At 32.8% G+C, this 20,597-nt stretch carries 20 protein-coding genes; 8 read left to right on the plus strand and 12 right to left on the minus strand.

Features of this window, described 5'->3' with window-relative positions:
* Position 1 precedes the first annotated feature (1 nt).
* From AC5YGG_RS14090 to AC5YGG_RS14110, 5 genes are read left to right on the plus strand one after another with little or no spacing between them, the layout of a single operon-like run.
* Positions 2 to 814, plus strand: coding sequence for a DCC1-like thiol-disulfide oxidoreductase family protein (locus tag AC5YGG_RS14090; RefSeq protein WP_496145102.1), 813 nt, complete (start codon positions 2 to 4; stop codon positions 812 to 814).
* Positions 815 to 852: 38 nt separating this feature from the next.
* Positions 853 to 1,344: an SRPBCC family protein gene (locus AC5YGG_RS14095; RefSeq protein WP_496145103.1), complete on the plus strand. Its 492-nt coding sequence runs from the start codon at positions 853 to 855 to the stop codon at positions 1,342 to 1,344.
* Between the two features lie 55 nt (positions 1,345 to 1,399).
* The gene (locus tag AC5YGG_RS14100; protein ID WP_496145104.1) at positions 1,400 to 2,104 is read left to right on the plus strand and encodes a YqjF family protein; all 705 of its coding nucleotides are present in this window, start codon (positions 1,400 to 1,402) and stop codon (positions 2,102 to 2,104) included.
* 59 nt (positions 2,105 to 2,163) lie between these two features.
* Positions 2,164 to 3,063: a TIGR01777 family oxidoreductase gene (locus AC5YGG_RS14105; protein WP_496145105.1), complete on the plus strand. Its 900-nt coding sequence runs from the start codon at positions 2,164 to 2,166 to the stop codon at positions 3,061 to 3,063.
* Between the two features lie 50 nt (positions 3,064 to 3,113).
* The gene (locus AC5YGG_RS14110; RefSeq protein ID WP_496145106.1) at positions 3,114 to 4,559 is read left to right on the plus strand and encodes an alpha-L-fucosidase; all 1,446 of its coding nucleotides are present in this window, start codon (positions 3,114 to 3,116) and stop codon (positions 4,557 to 4,559) included.
* Between the two features lie 54 nt (positions 4,560 to 4,613).
* On the opposite strand, the gene AC5YGG_RS14115 is transcribed toward AC5YGG_RS14110, so the two are convergent.
* The gene (locus AC5YGG_RS14115) at positions 4,614 to 5,513 is read right to left on the minus strand and encodes a hypothetical protein (protein WP_496145107.1); all 900 of its coding nucleotides are present in this window, start codon (positions 5,511 to 5,513) and stop codon (positions 4,614 to 4,616) included.
* A gap of 317 nt (positions 5,514 to 5,830) precedes the next feature.
* Here AC5YGG_RS14115 and AC5YGG_RS14120 point away from each other — a divergent pair, with 317 nt between their 5' ends.
* The 3 genes from AC5YGG_RS14120 (at position 5,831) to AC5YGG_RS14130 (ending at position 8,792) form a co-directional block, all read left to right on the plus strand.
* Positions 5,831 to 6,094 (plus strand): hypothetical protein, encoded by a 264-nt coding sequence (locus tag AC5YGG_RS14120; RefSeq protein ID WP_496145108.1) that lies wholly within the window; start codon positions 5,831 to 5,833, stop codon positions 6,092 to 6,094.
* A gap of 227 nt (positions 6,095 to 6,321) precedes the next feature.
* Positions 6,322 to 7,710 carry a dihydrolipoyl dehydrogenase gene (gene lpdA, locus AC5YGG_RS14125; RefSeq protein ID WP_496145109.1) on the plus strand — a complete coding sequence of 463 codons (1,389 nt, stop codon included), beginning with the start codon at positions 6,322 to 6,324 and terminating at the stop codon, positions 7,708 to 7,710.
* 281 nt (positions 7,711 to 7,991) lie between these two features.
* Entirely contained in the window at positions 7,992 to 8,792 is an 801-nt protein-coding gene (locus tag AC5YGG_RS14130) for a patatin-like phospholipase family protein (protein WP_496145110.1), read from the plus strand.
* Between the two features lie 115 nt (positions 8,793 to 8,907).
* Here the strand turns inward: AC5YGG_RS14130 and AC5YGG_RS14135 are convergent, their stop codons facing one another.
* The 11 genes from AC5YGG_RS14135 to AC5YGG_RS14185 form a co-directional block, all read right to left on the minus strand.
* Positions 8,908 to 9,348, minus strand: a complete 441-nt coding sequence (locus AC5YGG_RS14135) for a hypothetical protein (protein WP_496145111.1) — start codon at positions 9,346 to 9,348, stop codon at positions 8,908 to 8,910.
* 246 nt (positions 9,349 to 9,594) lie between these two features.
* Positions 9,595 to 10,299 (minus strand): ABC transporter ATP-binding protein, encoded by a 705-nt coding sequence (locus AC5YGG_RS14140; protein WP_496145112.1) that lies wholly within the window; start codon positions 10,297 to 10,299, stop codon positions 9,595 to 9,597.
* An 80-nt stretch (positions 10,300 to 10,379) separates the two neighbouring features.
* Complete coding sequence (locus AC5YGG_RS14145; RefSeq protein WP_496145113.1) at positions 10,380 to 10,937, minus strand: hypothetical protein; 558 nt, start codon at positions 10,935 to 10,937, stop codon at positions 10,380 to 10,382.
* 451 nt (positions 10,938 to 11,388) lie between these two features.
* Positions 11,389 to 12,393, minus strand: a complete 1,005-nt coding sequence (locus tag AC5YGG_RS14150; protein WP_496145114.1) for a hypothetical protein — start codon at positions 12,391 to 12,393, stop codon at positions 11,389 to 11,391.
* Between the two features lie 2 nt (positions 12,394 to 12,395).
* Positions 12,396 to 13,490 (minus strand): SH3 domain-containing protein, encoded by a 1,095-nt coding sequence (locus AC5YGG_RS14155; protein WP_496145115.1) that lies wholly within the window; start codon positions 13,488 to 13,490, stop codon positions 12,396 to 12,398.
* A gap of 45 nt (positions 13,491 to 13,535) precedes the next feature.
* Entirely contained in the window at positions 13,536 to 14,663 is a 1,128-nt protein-coding gene (locus AC5YGG_RS14160; protein ID WP_496145116.1) for an SH3 domain-containing protein, read from the minus strand.
* A gap of 10 nt (positions 14,664 to 14,673) precedes the next feature.
* Positions 14,674 to 17,013, minus strand: coding sequence for a hypothetical protein (locus tag AC5YGG_RS14165; protein WP_496145117.1), 2,340 nt, complete (start codon positions 17,011 to 17,013; stop codon positions 14,674 to 14,676).
* A gap of 9 nt (positions 17,014 to 17,022) precedes the next feature.
* Positions 17,023 to 17,652: a DUF4280 domain-containing protein gene (locus AC5YGG_RS14170; protein WP_496145118.1), complete on the minus strand. Its 630-nt coding sequence runs from the start codon at positions 17,650 to 17,652 to the stop codon at positions 17,023 to 17,025.
* Positions 17,645 to 18,664, minus strand: a complete 1,020-nt coding sequence (locus AC5YGG_RS14175) for a hypothetical protein (protein WP_496145119.1) — start codon at positions 18,662 to 18,664, stop codon at positions 17,645 to 17,647. Before AC5YGG_RS14175 ends, AC5YGG_RS14170 begins: the two co-directional genes overlap by 8 nt.
* 121 nt (positions 18,665 to 18,785) lie before the next feature.
* Positions 18,786 to 19,481, minus strand: a complete 696-nt coding sequence (locus AC5YGG_RS14180) for a LytR/AlgR family response regulator transcription factor (RefSeq protein ID WP_496145120.1) — start codon at positions 19,479 to 19,481, stop codon at positions 18,786 to 18,788.
* Entirely contained in the window at positions 19,474 to 20,538 is a 1,065-nt protein-coding gene (locus AC5YGG_RS14185; protein WP_496145121.1) for a sensor histidine kinase, read from the minus strand. The genes AC5YGG_RS14180 and AC5YGG_RS14185 overlap by 8 nt, the downstream gene beginning before the upstream one ends.
* Between the last annotated feature and the right edge of the window lie 59 nt (positions 20,539 to 20,597).

Consider the following 20,597-nt stretch of genomic DNA (forward strand, 5'->3'; position numbering starts at 1 on the left):
CATGAAAACACTCAAAAATCACACATTGATCTACGACAGCGAATGTCCAATGTGTACTATCTATTCTAAAGGTTTTACAAAATGCGGAATGCTTGATGAAAATGGAAGAGAAGCCTTTACAGAAATATCCGTCAGAAATAAAAATCTGGTAGATTTTAACCGGGCAAAAAACGAAATTGCTTTGGTAGATCATGATCATAATACGGTTATTTATGGTCTGGATAGTTTACTTGCCATTATCGGAAATTCCTTTCCTTTACTGGAAAAAATGGCAAGAATACAGCCTTTGTATTGGTTTTTCAAAAAGCTCTATTCTTTTGTGTCTTACAATAGAAAACAGATCATTCCATCTGCAAAAGATAATACAGATCAATCCTGTGTTCCGGATTTTAATTTAAAATACAGATTAAGTTATATCACATTTGTTGTATTATTTTCAGCTTATATTTTAAATCTGTATACTGCGAAAATGGGAATGAATTTTACATCCAGTTTCCTAAGAGAACTGGCAGTCTGTTTAGGACAGATTTTTTGGCAAACTCTCTTTTTAAAAGCGTATTTAAAAGATAAAATCTGGGATTACCTTGGGAATATGATGACCGTTTCTCTAATAGGAACATTGCTCTTAATTCCAGCCTTATTGACCAGTTTCAGTTTGAGCTTTTATATAATTTACTTCGCAATCATAGTATTAACCATGTTTTTGGAACACTTAAGAAGATGTAAAATATTAAAACTGAATTATTTTCCTACCATCTCTTGGATATTATTTCGAATGACTGCCTTGGCAATCATTATTCTCCTAACTATTTAAAAACAACTCAGATAAAACTGAATAAAACCTTTGTCACCATGTCTAGAATTTATTTAGAAACCTATATTAATGCAAATATTCAAATTGTTTTTGATTTAGCACGAAATATTGATCTGCATCAGAAATCTACCTCCAGAACGAATGAAAAAGCAATTGCAGGACGAACATCAGGCTTAATTGAAGAGAATGAAACCGTAACCTGGCGGGCAAAACATTTAGGAATATATCAAACCCTTACTACGAAAATTATCAGTATGGATAAACCTCATCAGTTTACCGACGAAATGCAGAAAGGAACATTCAAATCCCTTCATCATCAGCATATTTTTAAAAGAATCGAAGGAAAAACCCTGATGATCGACATCTTTGATTTTGAATCTCCACTGGGACTAATAGGTAAAGCTTTCAATAGGATCTTTCTCAAAAATTACATGAAAAAATTCCTCCTTGAAAGAAACAAATTAATAAAAACCACCGCAGAATCCACAACAATGAGTCACAACTTGACGACTTACTCCAGGATAGGTTAAAATTCTATCAACCTAATATCATAACATATCACCAAAACCATCAAATAAAAGCATCATGAATTTTTTAAAAGCAGAATGGAGAAAATTAGCCATCATTAATTACGAAATCAATCCTGATATATTGCAGAAATACCTTCCTGAAGGAACAGAACTGGATTTTTATAAAGGAAAATGTTATGTGAGCTTAGTAGGCTTCATGTTTTTAAATACAAAATTATTAGGGGTACCCATTCCTTTCCACCGCAATTTTGAAGAAGTAAACCTCAGATTTTATGTCAAGAAAAATGAAAATGGAATCTGGAAAAGAGGAGTGGTATTTATTAAAGAAATCGTTCCGAAACCAGCTTTGAGCTTTGTAGCAAATTCAGTTTACAAAGAAAATTATCATACGATGCCAATGAAAAATGTGATCCGTGAAAAAGATGATGAATTGTTGATCAGATATTCATGGAAAGATAAAAGCTGGCATTCTATTGAGATAAAAGCAGAAACCAACGCACAGCCGATGGAAGAAAATTCAGAATTTGAATTTATTACAGAACATTATTGGGGATTCACCAAAAAAGAAGATAAAACATCTGAATATGAAGTTTGCCATCCGAAATGGGACTGTTATCAGGTGAAGGAACATCAGCTTGATATAGATTTTCATAAGATCTACGGTAAAGAATTTGAATGTTTGAATGATCAGATCCCAATTTCAGTAATGCTGGCTGAAGGTTCTGAAATAGAAGTGAAAACGAAAAAATATACTATCTAAAACAATAATCAGATTTAAAGCAAACAACATCTTATTTCTGAATTTAAAAATCAACAAAGATGAAAATCATCATAGCCGGAGGTACCGGATTCCTTGGCGAAAATTTAAAGACATATTTTACGGAGAAAGGAAATCAGGTTTATATCCTTACCCGTAAACCTCAACATGAGAATGAAATCTATTGGGACGCAAAAACAATAGGTGAGTGGAAAAGCGTACTTGAAAAAGCAGATATTCTGATTAATCTTACAGGAAAATCTGTTGACTGTCGCTATCATAATAAGAACAAACAGGAAATATATTTTTCAAGAATCAACAGTACGAAAATATTACAGGAAGCTATAGATCTTTGTACCGAAAAGCCAAAAGTGTGGTTGAATGCAAGTTCTGCCACGATTTACGTACATTCAGAAAAACATTTGAATACAGAAAACGATGGAATTACCGGTGATGATTTTTCAATGAACATCTGTAAAAGCTGGGAAGCGGAATTTTTTAAAAGTAAAAATGAAGAAATAAGAAAAGTTGCACTTCGAACTTCTATAGTGCTTGGTAATAATGGTGGCGCATTTCCAAAATTAAAAACGATTACAAAACTAGGTTTAGGCGGAAAACAGGGCAGGGGGGATCAAATGGTAAGCTGGATACATATAGAAGATTTTTGCAATGCTGTAGATTGGATCATTCGGAATGAAACCATCGCCGGACCAGTAAATATAACGGCTCCGGTTCCGATATCCAATGAAATGATGATGTATGAATTGAGAAAACAATACAAGGCTCCTTTTGGGCTTAATGCACCGGTGTGGCAGCTTGAAATAGCTTCCATATTTATGAAAACCGAAACAGAATTATTACTGAAAAGCCGCAATGTTTATCCTGAAAAATTAATAAAAAGTGGATTTAAGTTTTCCTTTCCGACACTGGAGGAAACGATTTATAATCTGTTAAAAATCTAATATTTGTGGATGTGTAAAAGGATAATTAAATTAGCAAAAACTACTTTTACATGCTTATCAGACAAATAGCTAAGACCACATTCCTTTCTCTTACTCTTTCCGGCTCAGTGATTTTTTCACAGGCACACAATGTTTCCGAAGGATATCAGAAACCTACAGACCCTCTTGTTGTTCAGAACTTAGAAGAATGGCAGGATCTTAAGTTCGGACTCTTTATGCATTGGGGAACTTATAGCCAGTGGGGAATTGTAGAAAGCTGGAGCTTATGTCCTGAAGATGAATCCTGGACGCAAAGAAAACCAGAACATGGAGCATCTTATAATGAATATGTAAAGAATTATGAAAAACTTCAGACCACTTTCAATCCATCTCAGTTTAACCCTAAGAAATGGGCAGATGCAGCAAAAAAGGCAGGAATGAAATACGTAGTTTTTACAACAAAACATCATGACGGTTTTGCCATGTTTGATACAAAAGAATCGGATTATAAAATAACATCATCCAAAACACCTTTTTCACGTAACCCGAAAGCAGATGTAACGAAGGAAATTTTCAATACATTCAGGAAAGACGGATTTAAAATTGGAGCTTATTTTTCAAAACCGGATTGGCATTCTGACGACTACTGGTGGTCTTATTTTCCACCGAAAGACAGAAATGTCAATTATGATCCAAAGAAATATCCTGAAAAATGGAACCGTTTTAAACAATTCACCTTCAATCAACTGAACGAAATTACTTCCAACTACGGGAACATCGATATTTTATGGCTGGATGGAGGCTGGGTCCGCCCTTTTCATACCATAGACCCAAAAGTAGAATGGCAGCGTACCATTAAAGTAGAACAGGATATTGATATGGATAAAATAGGTACTATGGCAAGAAAAAACCAACCAGGGATTATCATTGTAGATCGTACCGTTACCGGAAAGTGGGAGAATTATGTCACTCCAGAGCAGGCTGTTCCCGAACATCCACTTTCTATTCCCTGGGAAAGCTGTATTACAATGGGAGACTCATTTTCCTATGTTCCTAATGACAACTATAAACCTTCACAGAAAATCATTGAAACGCTGATCAAAATTATCTCAGGAGGCGGAAACTATCTCATGAATATTGCTCCCGGACCCAATGGAGATTATGATGCTGTGGTTTACGAAAGGCTGAACGAAATTTCAGAATGGATGAATAAGAACCAATCCGCTGTTTTTGCTACCAGAAGTGTTGCCCCTTATCACGAAGGAAATATCTACTATACACAAAGCAAAGATGGCAATACAATCAATGTTTTCCACCTTAATGAAACTTCAGAATATCATGCACCCGCTGAGATCAATTTCTCCCTTCCCGAAGATTTTAATCCAAAATCATTAACAATTCTTGGAATATCCTCTAATAAAATACAATGGGAAAAAGCAGGGAATAAGATCAAAGTAAAACTTCCGGAAAGCAGAAAGAACTTAAAATATGCTACCGTAATCCAGATACAGAAATAAAAAAGAGCAGAATATGAATCCCGCTCTTCAATGAATTATAAAAACTGAAAGCTTTTAATACTTTCTGGCTAGCAGTACGTTCAATAGGAATGTACCAGCCCAGTTACTGTTGGTACCTCCTTCCGTACCCATAAAATCTACACGCGCGACAGATACTGTAAGTCTGGTTTTTCCACCTACATTGGCTAAACTTACAAATGAAGCGGTAAATACATCAGGGTAACTTGAATTGTTTCCAGCCGTAAGGATAGGATACATATTGGTTACATTAAATGCCGGTCCCTGATATTCATAGACAAGAGTCATTCTGCTGCTTTTTGTAAAACCAGTAGTAATTGGTGTAGCATTTACAGCTCCGAATGATGAACTTACAGATGTCTTACTGATGATCCACCATGTGTCAGCCCCAGTTCCGGTATCAAAAGAGGTATTGGCATGATTGGTCCAGTCAGCAACCGCAGTACTCGCATTATTGTGAGGTGGGATAGTAAGCTGTGCTCCATAAATTTCAACATTACTTGGCTTGGGAAGAACTGTGAAAGATAAATCCCACGTTCCGCCGCTGGAATTACTGTTGTTAACCACTTCTGCATAAGCACCCAAAGGAATCACAAAAGAAGAAACAGGCGTGTTATCTATTCTCAGCGTATTACCACCTGTTGCCTGTAGAGTAATGTTTGATGTGGAAATATTTTTGATCTTATAGATCCTTCCCGTATAGCTTGTGGTTCCACTTCCGATAGCAGGAAGTGTAAACGTTGCGTTACCTGTTCCGTTGTATGTAATATAATGGTCAGTTGCCAGAATATTATATGACGTTGCTGTCACTTGTTTATAGCCTGCACCTAATGACCCATTGACAGCTAAAGTACTGTTGGGATTAGAGGTATTAATACCTACCTGTGCGTTTAAAAATACTCCTGCAAATAAAAGAATTGAGATGTGCCTTTTCATTTTTTATTTTTTTAGTGGTTCTATTATAAAATTATTAAAAAAATACATTACAAACATCTTTTATTATTAAATATTAATTAAATAAATCTGTTTAATGATTTTATTCTTTATGCAAGCCCTTTTTCAGGTGCTGTATAATAATGTAACTCCTATTATAGTGATAATCTTATTCTTTTTTTACTTTTTTTATTATGTCATAATATCAATATTCCCTCAGATTTTTATAAATAATGGTATGATATATGTTTATTTATAGGTAAACCTGAATGAACTTACTGGTTAATTAATTAGTTATATCCATCAAAATATTAAACATTATGAAAAAGTTACTTATTTCAACCTTGTTATTATTAGGTTTATCAACAAATGTTTTTGCTCAAAAACATCCGCCTGCTCCGCCACATCCGGCAAAAAGTGAATTAATCAATCTAAAAGCGAAGGAGTTGGATAAAAAATACAATACTGAAAAGAAACTGATCCTGAATCACCCGCTTGCAACCAAACAAATGAAAAGAGATCAGATGAAGGCTTTAAATAAAAGATATCAGGAAGAAAAACGATTGCTTAGACAAGCGAAATAATGCAGATTTATTACACTTATTAAAATTTGATGAGTAAATTTTCACAAAGATAATTTTACGAAATCTATATTTTAAAATAATTTTTATTGAAAGAGAATGCTTTTTGTGTTCTCTTTTTTTGTTGAAAATTAAATGAAAATGGCTTATTGATGGATTTAAAGTTCAATTTTCAGAAACATGAAACATCCAATATTTTTCCTTAAATTCGCATAAAAATTTTTAAAGTAATGAATTACGATATTATTGTCATTGGAAGTGGTCCTGGTGGATATGTTACTGCGATCAGAGCAGCACAATTGGGTTTCAAAACCGCAATTATCGAGAAAGAAAACTTAGGAGGAATTTGCCTTAACTGGGGATGTATTCCAACTAAAGCTTTATTAAAATCTGCTCAGGTTTTTCATTATATCAACCATGCTGAAGATTATGGATTAAATAAAGTAGAAGCAAGCTTCGAATTCCCGAATGTTATTCAGAGAAGCCGTGGTGTTGCCAGCAAAATGAGCAAAGGAATCGAGTTCTTGATGAAAAAGAACAAGATTGACGTAATTCTGGGTACTGCAAAAGTACAAAAAGGTAAAAAAGTTTCTGTTACAGATAAAGACGGTAAAGTAGTAGAACATACTGCAAACCATATTATCATCGCTACAGGAGCTCGTTCAAGAGAGTTACCAAACTTACCGCAAGATGGTAAAAAAGTAATTGGATACAGACAGGCATTATCTCTTCCTGAGCAGCCAAAATCTATGATCGTTGTAGGTTCTGGAGCTATCGGAGTAGAATTTGCTGATTTCTATAATACAATGGGAACTAAAGTAACTGTTGTAGAATTTATGCCAAACATCGTTCCTGTAGAAGATGAGGAAATCTCTAAACACTTAGAGAAATCTCTGAAAAAATCTGGAATCGAGATCATGACAAACGCTTCTGTAGAAAGCGTAGATACAACAGGAGAAGGAGTAAAAGCTAATGTTAAAACTGCTAACGGAAACGTTACTCTTGAAGCGGATATCTTATTATCTGCTGTAGGTATTGCTGCTAACATCGAAAACATCGGTTTAGAAGAAGTAGGAATCCAGACAGATAAAGGAAGAGTATTAGTAAACGAATGGTATGAAACTTCAGTACCTGGTTACTATGCAATCGGTGATATCATCCCAACTCAGGCATTAGCTCACGTTGCTTCGGCAGAAGGTATTACTTGCGTTGAGAAAATCAAAGGTATGCACGTTGAGAAAATTGACTATGGCAATATCCCTGGATGTACGTACTGTCACCCTGAAGTAGCTTCTGTAGGTCTTACAGAAAAACAGGCTAAAGAAAAAGGATATGAAATCAAAGTGGGTAAATTCCCTCTTTCTGCAAGTGGTAAAGCTACTGCAAACGGAAATACTGACGGATTTATCAAAGTAATCTTTGATGCTAAATACGGAGAGTGGTTAGGATGCCACATGATCGGTGAAGGAGTAACTGATATGGTTGCTGAAGCTGTAGTTGCAAGAAAACTGGAGACTACAGGTCATGAGATCATCAAATCTATCCACCCGCACCCAACAGTATCTGAAGCAATCATGGAAGCAGCAGCAGCAGCTTATGGAGAAGTGATCCACATCTAATCTGATATACAGAATTTTATATAAGAAAAGCCCGGAGATATCCGGGCTTTTTTCATTGGGTAACATTCCTAAACATTTAATAAGAAGTGAAAAATTAAACCAGACAGGTTTCCAAAACCTGTCTGGTTTTTCTGTTTTGTATAATAATCTGGAAATAAAAGTATAAGCCTATTCCTTACTATTAAAGGCTTTTACTCCTACTTTTGTTAAAATAAATTTAAATTAAGCATATTTACTAAAATTAATAGCATTATCTCATCATGATTCCTTACATTTATTCTATGAATTTTGAGAAAGTAGGACTTGTTTTGTCAGGTGGCGGTACCAAAGGAATCGCTCATGCGGGGGTATTAAAATTCTTGAAGGAGAAAAATATAGAAATAGACATACTTTCTTGCTGTAGTGCGGGATCTATTGTAGGATGTCTACATGCTGTAGGAAAGACTCCGGAGGAAATCATGGAGTTTTTCAATTCAGTGTATTTCTTCAATTGGAAACATTTTGCATTCAATCAGCCGGGGTTAGTTTCCTCAGTGATTTTCAGAAACTATCTTAAACCTATTTTTCATGATATGAAATTGGGTGATTTGGATATTGAAGTAAAAATTGTAGCCACAGAGCTTGTTTCCGGAACTCAGAAGATTTTTGATAAAGATTTTGAAGTGGTGGATGCTATTATTGCTTCCTGTTCCATTCCAGGAATTACAACGCCTTATATCATTGGAGATGAAATGTATTGTGATGGAGGAGTACTTAATAATTTTCCTGCGGATATTATCCGGGACGATTGTGATAAACTTATTGGAGTTTTTGTATCACCACCTAACGATGCAAAGATTAAGGATCTGAATTCTATAAAAGCAATTGTTTCCCGCTCTTATGATCTTCTTTCATATAGAATAGAAAGAGTAAAATTCGATTACTGCGATTGGTTTATTTCCTCTCAAAAACTATCTACTTACGGAACTTTTGAACGAGGTAAGGACAGATTGGAACAAATATTCAATATCGGATATAAAGCAGCAAAAGAAAGCTACGATGACAGCCGATTCTTTATAGAACTGAGACAATCAGGAACATAAATAAAAAGAAAACTGAAAGAGAAAAGTTCTAGGAATAAATCAAATTATAGATTTACGGCTATGTTTTGATTAGGAACCACCTTTCTTCCAGCTTTCTATCTGAACTAAACTTATATTAATTTTTAACGACCAGCCCGTCCTGACGTACAATCTCGCGATCATTGGTATCATAGACAACCAGCGTATATGGTGCTTTTTTGGCAGAATTAGTTAAATAATTTCTCCAAACCTGATAATTATGACCTTCATTATTAAAATTTATATAATAATTGCCTCCAGTTCCATCAGAAATCATTTCTCCGTCACTGATGATCATACTAGGCTTAGCCGTAATTTTTGTATTCGCATTCCAGGATTGATATAGATATTTTCCGTTAGGCTGTTTATCAATTCTTATTTTAAATTTCTTGGTTTTAATGATGACCGTTTTCGGTACCTGTTGATTCACCGAGTTGGTGACAGATGTTTTGATTTTTAAATCGTTTGAGGTTTCCTTAGCATAAGCAAAAGAAAACTGAGCTAAAGTGAAAGTTCCTAATAAGAGATACTTAATCATACTATAATGGTTATTGGTTGAATGATTAAAACCTCATCAAATATAAAGCCAATGTTTTGTGAGTGAAGAACAATCTTATGTTCAGCCTTATGACCGGATTTTTACGATTTTATGAATAGTATAACTGAAATCCTACAGAAAGGCAAGGTTTATTAGATTTAAACTTATAATTTGCCTTTTTGTAGGATTTAATATTATATAAAATAAAAATTTTTTTTACCTCGTTTTTGAGGTGAAGATATATTTTTATTTGGCAACGGCAGTATAGCTTGCGAAAGCTTCTTCCAGGCTATCAAATTTTCCTTTAAATTCATCAATTGGGCAATCCTGAAGAATATTTCCTTTATGAATAAGAATAACCCTTGAACAAAGCGCTTCTACCTCCTGCATGATGTGTGTAGAAAGTAAGACCGTTTTCTGCTGTCCGATTTCTTTTATAACGTTTCTGATTTCCAAAATCTGGTTAGGGTCAAGCCCATTCGTTGGCTCGTCTAGAATTAATAAATCCGGCTGATGAATAATAGCCTGAGCCAGTCCTACACGTTGTTTATATCCTTTTGAAAGTTGACCGATTTTTTTTGATTTTTCCGGGGTAATGCCTACCAGTTCAATAACCTCATCTACTTTAGATTCAGGGATTTTATGGATGTTGGCAACAAACTGAAGATATTCTTTTACGTACATTTCCAGATAAAGCGGATTGTTTTCGGGAAGAAAACCTATTTTTTTCTTGCTTTCAATTTCATGCGTTGAGATATTCAGCCCATTAAAGATTATTTCACCTTCGTCAATTTTCAATGCGCCTACTATGGATTTCATTAATGTAGATTTTCCTGCACCGTTAGGTCCGAGAAGACCAATGATCTCATTGCTATCAATGGATATATTGATGTTGTTTAAGGCAGTCTGTTCACCGAATTTCTTGGTTAAATTAATTATCTGAAGCGGCATAATTTTTAATGTCTTTCTGCAAAAATAAAATAAAAAAACTCATTCTATTGAATGAGTTTCGCAATATTTTTAAAATATAATTATTTTCTTGCTTTTTTCTTAGTTCCTGAAGCTGGTGCTGCTGTAGAAGCTGTATTTGAGCCCCCTTTATTAGCACTGCCCTGAATGACTGCTGGCTTATCGTACATGGAATACTTTCCGTTTGTTCTTCCGAAGATTTTGTCAACCTGTTTTTGTGTTAAAAACTGAGATTTTCCAACATATTTTCGGTTTTTATTAATGTACTGAATAAATTGTACGGTTGGCTGACCGTAATTTTTTTCATAGTGAAGTTCAATAATATCATTGGGAAGTTCCAAAACTATATTTTCCTCAGGAGCAGATATAAAACCATCGCTGATGAGCTTATATAATCCGGAAACATCTCCATTCAGATTTTGAAATGAAAAGGCTCTGATCGTATTCAGGTTGCTTGTGTTCAGGTCTTGATAATTGACAGTAAATTTGTCTTCTTTTTTATATAAACCAACGGAGTTGTCTTTTCCGATTTCCACCAAACTTTCATTTTTCAATACTTTAATCTGAGAGAAAACTGAAATACCGAACATACATGTAATAAGTAGAATTATTTTTCTCATAGAATGAATTTTAATGTTTTATCAAATTGGTGCACATAAACTTACGAATAAAAAGGCTAAAAAGCAATTTTGTTCGTTTACACAAAAGTAATACTTTTTTTTAATATCTATTAGAAATTGACGATAAGCAGATGCTTTCTGATTTCCTTATATAATGGGTTGTAAATCATTTTTTTATTGCTGATTTCATGAAAATATTTCTACTTTAAGTTGTATAGTATTTTAAATATTATGATAAATGCAATGCATTGAAAAACAGGAAGTAAATTACTATTCAATGAATAATAATTAAAAAATTTTGTGAATCATGTTAAAAATAAAATTTTAAAATAAAAAACGATAAAATGTAATAAATTTTTAGTTTATAACTTGGTTATTTACATTACTAAGGACTTTGCTCCATATTCAATAATATCTGGTGATAGATTGTCATTGTGATATTGTTTCCATATCATTTGGTTGTAATAATATCAAACTTATAAAATACATAAGGTCGTTTAGACTTTTCCCGTGCTGAATTGGTTAAATTTTCCGCAGCATCAATATAAACTGATTCTCCATAATATTTATTCTCTTTTTTGGTAAGCTTGAGAATTAATTTTTGTCCATTTCCAGATACATTTTTTGAAGGAGAAGTATCACTCTCATTTTTTTCATATAACTTTAATGTATTTCCAGAAATATTATAATCACAATCATAATTTATAGAATAACCACCAGGAGCTTCAGATGGAAACTCACTTTCCATTCTAGAATCGTTAATATATTTTATTTCATTTTGGGTTATTTTAATTTCATACCAACCAATCCTGTCTTTTATTTCTTGATATGTAGATAGTTCCGAATTATCTGAATTAATATAAATTCCTTCCCAATTTTCTAATGATGAAGCTTCTTTGTTTTCTTCCTTTGTATTTGATTTTGAAACAATATTTTTTCTCCAGGTCTGTTCATTCAGATTTTGATTCTCATTAAGTATATTTATTGAATCAATTAAAATCCACTTGTTTTGTTTATCGTCAAATGTATAAGCTTCTTCTTTATATTTCGATTTTTCATAATAGGAAGGATCTGCTTTGGCGTAATTAAGGTATTGCTTATCTATTAAAAAAAGATATATTTTGAACTCTTTTTTGTATTCAGCAATGGATAAATTATTCACTCTGGTAGTTTGGGAACTTATTTGTTCATCCGAAATAGGTTGTTTCTTCTTTTGCACAAGATAAATAATAACATTTCCAAAATTATTATTCCCTTTTGGATCATAAATACAACCGTAATCAGCAGTTAGGAAATAATCTTCATCATAAGAGTAATCACTACACTTTAAAAGTTTATCAAAATTGAGTTCTTTCTGATTTGTTGTTTTTTGAGAATTATTTGTTTGTGCATTGTCTTTACAACTCAATAGAAATAAGCCAATTAGAAAAAAGATTATATTTTGCGATTTAAACATATTTATTTTATTCTGCTTTTATGGATATAGCCTTGTTTTCCATCTTTTGTTTCAATAAGCCACCAATCTCCATTTTGATCTAACACATTTACTTTTTCTCCTGATTTTATTTTTTGTAAAACTTCGGAAGTTGTATTTTTATCTTTTCTAAGATTGGTATAACCATCGGGATCCTGAATAGTATATGATTCTGCAGTTTCTTGCTGATTAAATGTATTGTAGGCTTCAGTGGCATTTTTGATTAGGGGATCATTATAAAAGTTGGTGCTTTTTAAACGTTTCATGAGATCTCTGTCTTTATCATAGCAATAAGATAGCATTCCAAATCCCTCATTTTGTTGCCAGTCTTTACTTTCATTCTTTTTGAGCTGTAAATTAAGTAGATAAACTAAAGCTTCATCTGTTTTTGTCTGATTAAAGGGAGTTTTATTATTGGCTATAAACCTGACAAGATCAGAAATTAAATTTGCATTATTATTAAATATTTTAAGAAGCAATTCCTTTCGTATTGTTTGGTCTTTGCTTTTATCATTATAAAATAAAATACTCCAATTAAAATATTTGGGTTGGTCGTCTATTGAAGTAATGTTTTTGATAGCTGTTTTTATCAGTTGATCATCTTTTTCATAGTCAAATAGGATTACAATATCTGCAGCAAGATCTTTTTTCCAGTTTATAATATTTGCAATTGCATTTTTATCATCCTGGTATAGTACCTTGTTTAGATCTAAAACGTCTTCAAAATAGGGAAGTTTTTTATTTTGTTTTATTTCAGTTTTTACATGGTCTAAGTCAGGAAGATCATCCTGACCAATCTTAATGAATTTATAATTCTGACTAATTTGATAGTCAATATATTCGTTATTAACAATAATTTCGCTGTATCCTTTAAAATCAAGATTTTTTGAATTAATGCCTAAATAATCTTTATTTCTGGCATTAAAATCAATGGTTGAAGGATAGGAATATTTTTTGATTCCGAAATACTCTGTAAATAGACATGCTTCTTTATCGTTTCTATTATTCTGTCCCTTAAGAAAAACGGATAGAAATATTAAAACAATATATATAATATGGGAAAATGTTTTTTTTACCATCTTTTTAATTTCATATAGCCGAAATAAAAGCTATGAAAATGTAATTTATTTTATTCTGCTTTTGTGGACGTATCCTTGTTTTCCTTCCTTTGTTTCTACAAGCCACCAATTTCCAGAATTGTCTAAAATATTTACTTTTTCACCTGATTTTATTTTTTGTAAAGCTTCGGAAACTGTATTTTTATCTTTTCTAAGATTGGTATAACCATCGGGATCATTAATTGTTCTGTCTTCATCAGGTCCATTGAATATTTCTAAATTTTCACAAAAAGCTTTTAACCTTTCATAACCATAAAAATTATTATGTTCCATTTTTTTTATGACATTTTTGTTTTTATTGATAAAGCTTTGAACATCGCCAATATCACCGACATTCAATGAACTCTCACATAAAAAGGCAATGTTTTTTTCACATTCTGCATAGTTAAGAGGGCTTTTATACATCATATTCAGAATTTCTCCTAATGAATCATATCCGTTGCCTTCTTTGGCTTCGGAAAGGAGTTCTTTTGTTTTACCTTTATAAATAATTTGTTCAATATCGTTGATTATACCTTTTCTTAAGACAAATTGTTGATCTTTATTTGTTCTTCCGAAAATTAATTCGTGAAAAGATGTTGCATTCGAAAAATCAAAACCTTTAAATGCGAAATCAACAAGATCTTTATCTTCATTATATCCATAATATAAAACCAAATCTTTTATAAGGTAAGGATCTTTCATTTTCAGCATTTTTAAAGCTATATTATCTTTATAAAAAATATACTGGTTATAGTAGTATAAGATATCAGGGGATATAGAATATTTAGCATCAGAATCACTATCCTGTACTAATAAATATGAATTCTTTTTTATGGCTATTTCAGGAAAGTCCGACATTCTTAAAGCAATGATGGAGTTAGTATATTCATCAATGTTAATCTTATAGACTTCTACAATTCTTTTAGAAAATAATTCAGAATCCGGAAACTTATATTTAAAGCTTATTAAGGACTTTGCTCCGTATTCAATAATATCTGATGATAGATTGTCATAATTGAATTGAGTGTTATCACCTTCTTCAACCAAATTATACGGAGCTTTATTTTGTAGATTCATCTGTTTGTTCGTTTTATTTTGTCCACATGATAATGTGAATATTAATAATATTATTAATGGAAAGTTTTTTTTCATATCTTTTTTTTTAAATCCCTGTCCATTTTGTTGTGCCATGAGCCGGATTATCCCACTGTGTTTCTTTGACTTGGCGTGATTCTACAATAAAATGTACAGGTTTATTATCTCCTAATTTAAGATCTGGTATTTCTTTAACGAAATTTTGGACAGGTGTTGTATTTTTGCCAGAATTGAATGTAAAGCAACCTACTGAAAATCGAGGGCAATAATGGTGTAATGCTACTCCTCCTCTTGATCCGTCAGGTCCATTTATTCCATTTTCATCACCTGCTGATTTTGACTCGGAATCGATGACATAAACTAGATACTTCTGACTCTCTAAACCTGGAACTAAAAAATATTCACCCGGTGGAATTTCATTATATTTTCCAAACCTTTTATCCGAATGTTTAAATGTTTCATTAGTAGACTTGGAGTATGTTTGATGAGTATCTCTACTTAAGTATGTTGTATAGTCTGGAGAGGGAAGTTTATTTTCCCCTTTAAGTTTTTTAAATGTTGCTAATGTAATATTTTTATAAACTGTTGTTTTATACATAACCCAGTATATATTTTGTGCAGGATCTTTTTCACTTTTCTTATCTGTACCGGATACTAAAACGACTGTTCCTTTTTCGTTGGAAGTAGATTTGTTTTTTCCTAATGTACATTCATCTACTCTTAAATGAATAACACTTTTTTTAAAAAAATCAGTTGCTACATCTAAGTTTTTTAGACCTACATTTATTTTTTTTCGGACAGATCTTACATTTGTTACATCATTAACCATTAAAGTAGAATTGCTTAATCCCTTGCCTTTCCAATCTGCCAATGCACTGAGAACAGCATACTTGGGCTCTGTTGGCATATCGTAGTAAGTTACAAAATCAAATAAGTCTACATCTTTTATTGTTTTCTGCTTTCTGTTTTCCTCAAATTTAAATTCAGCAAAATGTTTTACTCTTTTTTCCGAAGTTATTAATTTTATATATATCTTGGTGGGTACATATTCTTTAATCAACCCCATTGCAGACTTGTAATTACCTTTACCTGTTAACTGAATTAAACCTTTTCCTCTGAAATTAAAGCCATCTCCGCTAGCTTCATTTCCATTTCCATTTCCAAATCCGTTTTCACTAGCATATAAAAAGTTGAATAGCTTTTTCTGGTCAGGTCTTTCATTGCAAAACTCTTCAATTTGTCCTCTTTTATCCAATAGCTTACCACGATCTCCAAAAGTGGAACTACGGATATTTCTGGGAATGTATTTTACGTTTCCTTCTGCCATCTCTTTTTCTTTAAAGTGGGTTTCAGCTGCAATTTGAGATAAAAAATGAGCTTTCTTTGCGCAGGTGTCTATTCCAAAATCTAATTTATATTTATTAATCCAGTTAACACAATCCATTCTGAAAGTTTTTTCACTATCACCAAATATTGCTTTAATTTCGTCCCATGTAAAATCACTTTTACATCTTGGACAAGTTCCGTCTGGTTGTTTGCTAGCTGGTGGTTGATTTACTTGTGTAGCACTTATTGTATTTTCAATTGTATTGAAGATGTTTCCAATACCTTCAGCAATTATTTCTACTCCTTTTGCTATCACTCCTTTACCTTGGTTGTTCGATGATTGCGTCGGATGCTGTGGAGCCTGTGTTTGAGTGGTTTTTGGGTTTTGCTGTTGTTCGTCTGTTGCTGTTACAGGTGTTTTATTAGTTTCTCCTTTTCCTTCGTACGTTGCGGTTACAAAAAATTTCTTGGTGGCATTATTACCTCCAAAAAAAATCATAAAAGTAGCGGGAGAAGCATACTCTGAGAGATTAAACTGAACTTCTGCAATTCCATGTTTATTTACTCTTGCTTTTTTAGGGTTCTTGTATTTTTCAAATTCTGATGCTCCTTCTTCCCATAAATAAAACGTGAACTCTTTACCCAATAAATTGGAAGTTCTTGCCTGGGCGGTTAAATGCTCATTAAATTTTGCTTTGTTCACATCTTTATTGCCCTTGTTTAGGAGAATAACCCTTCCAATAACAGGCTCTTTAGCTGTTTTGGGAACAACCGTTAATTCAGCAATCAGTTTATTTCGGTTTACCTGAAGAATATCCTTTTCCTCCGAATGAACCATAATTTTGAAAGGTATTCCTACAACGCCTTGTCCAAACTGATACGTGTTTTTTTCGCCGTATTTTACATTGTTTTCTACTTTTTTCCATTGATTGTTTACCAATTTATAAAGCGTCCAAACATATTTTTCTTCTTTTTGGGGCGAGAAAACGGACGAGGTAAAGTTCAGAATGATGGTACTGAGCTCATAGAGGGTTTTCTGTTCTGCTTTTGGCTTTATATCTCCTTGTATTGTTCTCATCATGTTCTGTTTTTAGATTACTTCATAAGAATCAGTTCCAAGTACATCTTCTTGAAATTTTTCAAAGTTTACAATGGGATTATAAATATGTTGTTCATTAGGGTCAGTGTTTTTTACATTACTTTTTCCTATTTCATTTCTTTGTCCGTGTTTTAGAATAGTGATTTTTCCTCCGGTTGTACACATGAGCTCAGAGATTTCTGTAAGGCAGCTTTTACCCATTACTTTTACTTTTTCATAGGTTTTTGTCCATTTTCCTGCTGGAGCATAAGCACAAGGTAAATAACCGCCCGAAGTTGGTTTAAGCTTACAGTTTCCAAAAGGAGTTGCAGAAGGATCAAAAGTCAAATCATCTTCTGTTACGGCAAGATAATCTGCTTGTCCTTTCTCATCATTCCAATAGTGTTTTTGATGGCTGGTAACTTTGAATTTGGGAAACTTAAAACCCTGATTGCATTGGCACATTCCTTTTTGAACAACGAAATATTTTCCGTCATGTTCGCCAGAGCTTTTACTATTTGCATGATCCTGTTTTTCTTCAGAGTCTTCTTTTTTAGAGGTATTGTTTTCATGGGTTTTGCTATCAAAAACGTTCATGAAATCTGCTTGACCTTCTTGTTCAGAATAATTATTTTCATTCATCTTTCGATATTTTTAATTTGTGTTGTAGATATAAATCATCATCATTCCATAATAAAATTTCAGCTTCGGCGTCGGGGAATTTTTTATTTTTGGAATTAAAAATATACCTAAAATTTACTTGACCAATTATTCTATTTTTGTCTTCATTATCTTCATCCCGAACATGTTGCAATAATTCCGAAAGCGTACAGTTTTCAATTATTTTCCCTGAGAAACTTATGTTAATGAGGTCTTCATTGATCTGGTGCTGTGGTGAAAACTCACATTGTATGGGAAAAGAATTCAGTATCACGAATACTTCTTTCACAAATTTTTCCTTTTTCCAAAATAATTCAAAATCAGAAAACATCAGCTGGTATAATAATGTAGAGCGGAACTGTTGATAAAAATTGCCGTCTTTACTGAGTTCTTTTTGAAAAATATCCAGATATTTTTTTGAAATATCATCCGTGTAAAACTCTTCAATTTCTATTCGTCTGCTTTCAAATTTTTTCTCTAAATCTTCTGTTGTCGCTACAAACATTTCGCCTTTATTAGAAATAGGAATTCGGATGGGAGAAATGGCTTCCATGCATGCTATACCCAAATTACTGGTTTTTTTGTCCGGTTTTGTCTGGTTTATAGTATGTCCGGATTGTTTGATTTCTGCAATGAAGGATTCTTTTATTTCTTTAAGATTCAACTCAAGAAAATATTCATATTCCATCTTTTCTTTCCCTATTTGCTGGAAAGTCTCTTGGACTGTATATTTTTCTTCATAGATTCCTGGCTGCAAAGACTTTGGTGGGAGTTTTTCTGAAATATCATTCCAAAGTTGTTCCGGGCTTTTATATTTTTTAGGAATCACAATTTTTTGAACACCCAAAAAATTATAGAACCACGGTAAGTTGACTTTTCTACAATTTTCATTGTGAAAGTCTCTGAGTTGTACATCAGTCATTCCTGTCTTTTCTGCAATAGTAGAAAGGCTTTCACCTGATAATACATCATGTATTAAAAATTCTTCATTCATTTGTGTTGGGTAGATTTTATATATCTATTTTCAAATATAATAAAAATACCTATAGTTCAGCTGTTTAACTGATGAAATCGCAATCATACATCATCGGACTGTGATAAAATCGATGGATAGATTATAGTAAACGATTTTTTAGAATAAGAGAAGTAAAAGAATCAAATTCCTGCTTGTAACTTCTTCCAACAGGAATCTGGTAGGTTCCAAGATGAAGTTCATTATTATTGAAAGCGGTAACAAATGCTGTATTGATGATAAACGACCTGTGAATTCTTATAAAACCTTTTGAGGCTAAAAGCACTTCCAGATCTGTTATTTTACTTTTTGAAACGAGATTTTCACTGGTAGATAAAGTGATTTTAATATCATTTCCCTGACTTTCAAGATATATGATGTCTCTAAGATGAATTTTCCGGTGCATTCCGTCTGTCTTAAGGATGATAAAATTATCTTTTGTATCAGTAATATTTCTTAATACACGTTCTACAGATTTAAAAAAACGTTCGAAAGTTATTGGCTTTAAAATATAATCTACGGCTTCCAATTCGAATCCTTCGATGGCGAATTCCCGATAAGCGGTGGTAAAAATAGTTCTGGGCTTTTGGGGGAGGGATTTCAGAAAATCAATTCCATTCAAGTGAGGCATCTGAATATCCAGAAACATCAGGTCTACGGTTTTGTTCTGAATAAGATGGTAAGCTTCCATGGCATTTTTAGCTTTCCCTATCAGTTTTAAATGATCAATGTTGGAAATATGATTTTCCAGTAATGTGGCAGCCAGAGGTTCGTCATCTACAATAATACAGTTAATCATATTGTGAGGGAGTAATAATTTCAACACTAAAAATATTGCTTTCTTCGGAAATAGTACAGGTAAAATGTTCCTGATAATGATATTCCAGTTGTTTTTTTATATTTTGGAGTCCAATTCCCTGATCATTATATTTCAATGGTTTGCTGTACGAGTTTTCAATTTTAAATACAGAATGCTTTTCATTGGTTTCAAGTTCTATTTTTATGGTGGTGGGGTCTGAGCTCTTTCCTGCACCATGCTTAAACGCGTTTTCCACTAAGGTAAGATATAGTAATGGGGGAACGGAATTGGAGGTGTTTAGAATAATTTTTCTATCAATTTTCAATCTTTCATCATGGTAACGAAGGCTTTCTAATGCGATATAATGATTTATAACTGCTATTTCCTCAGCAACAGACACCCATTTTTTCTGCCCTTTGTATAGAATATAATCCAGAATATCTGAAAGCTGGCTGATAGAAGTAGATGTTTGATCAGAATTGCTGAGGGAAAGAGAATAGATATTATTCAACGTATTAAAGAGGAAATGAGGATTGAGTTGTGATTTGAGAGATTTCAATTCAAGTTCGGCTTTTTCTTTTTGAAGTCTCACGCTGTTTTCTTTTTCATCTTTATACCGAATAATAAACATAATTGAAATGAAGATAAAAGCCCCACTGATGATAGGGAAGGTATAATGAAACAAAAGGTATTTTAAATCCGTTAAAATATTCAGCAGACTGTCTTTGGATTCATTAGTGAAAAGAGGTTCCGCGATATGAACAATAAAGATTCTGTTGATTACAGAAATAATATACAGGCTGATGATAAGATAGATCGAAAAAAGGAGATATTTTTTTCGGTCAAAAAAATGACGAACCAGAGTATAATAGATAAAATTAGCTCCTAAAATTTGAAAAATCCAATGACAAAAGTTGTAAATGATCAGCTGTTTAAAGATCACGCCATTATAATCGTCATAACTTCTTGCTGCTCCGAATAAAAATAAAGCCATCCAGAAAACCAGCTGAAAGTAAATGTTTTGTTTGGTATAAGGAGTTGCTTCGGATTTCATCATCATCAAAAATATAAAAACTTGAGAGATTCCAGATCGAAGCCGTGTGAAGTGTTATAAAA

The organism is Chryseobacterium sp. CS2K3 (assembly GCF_059515185.1).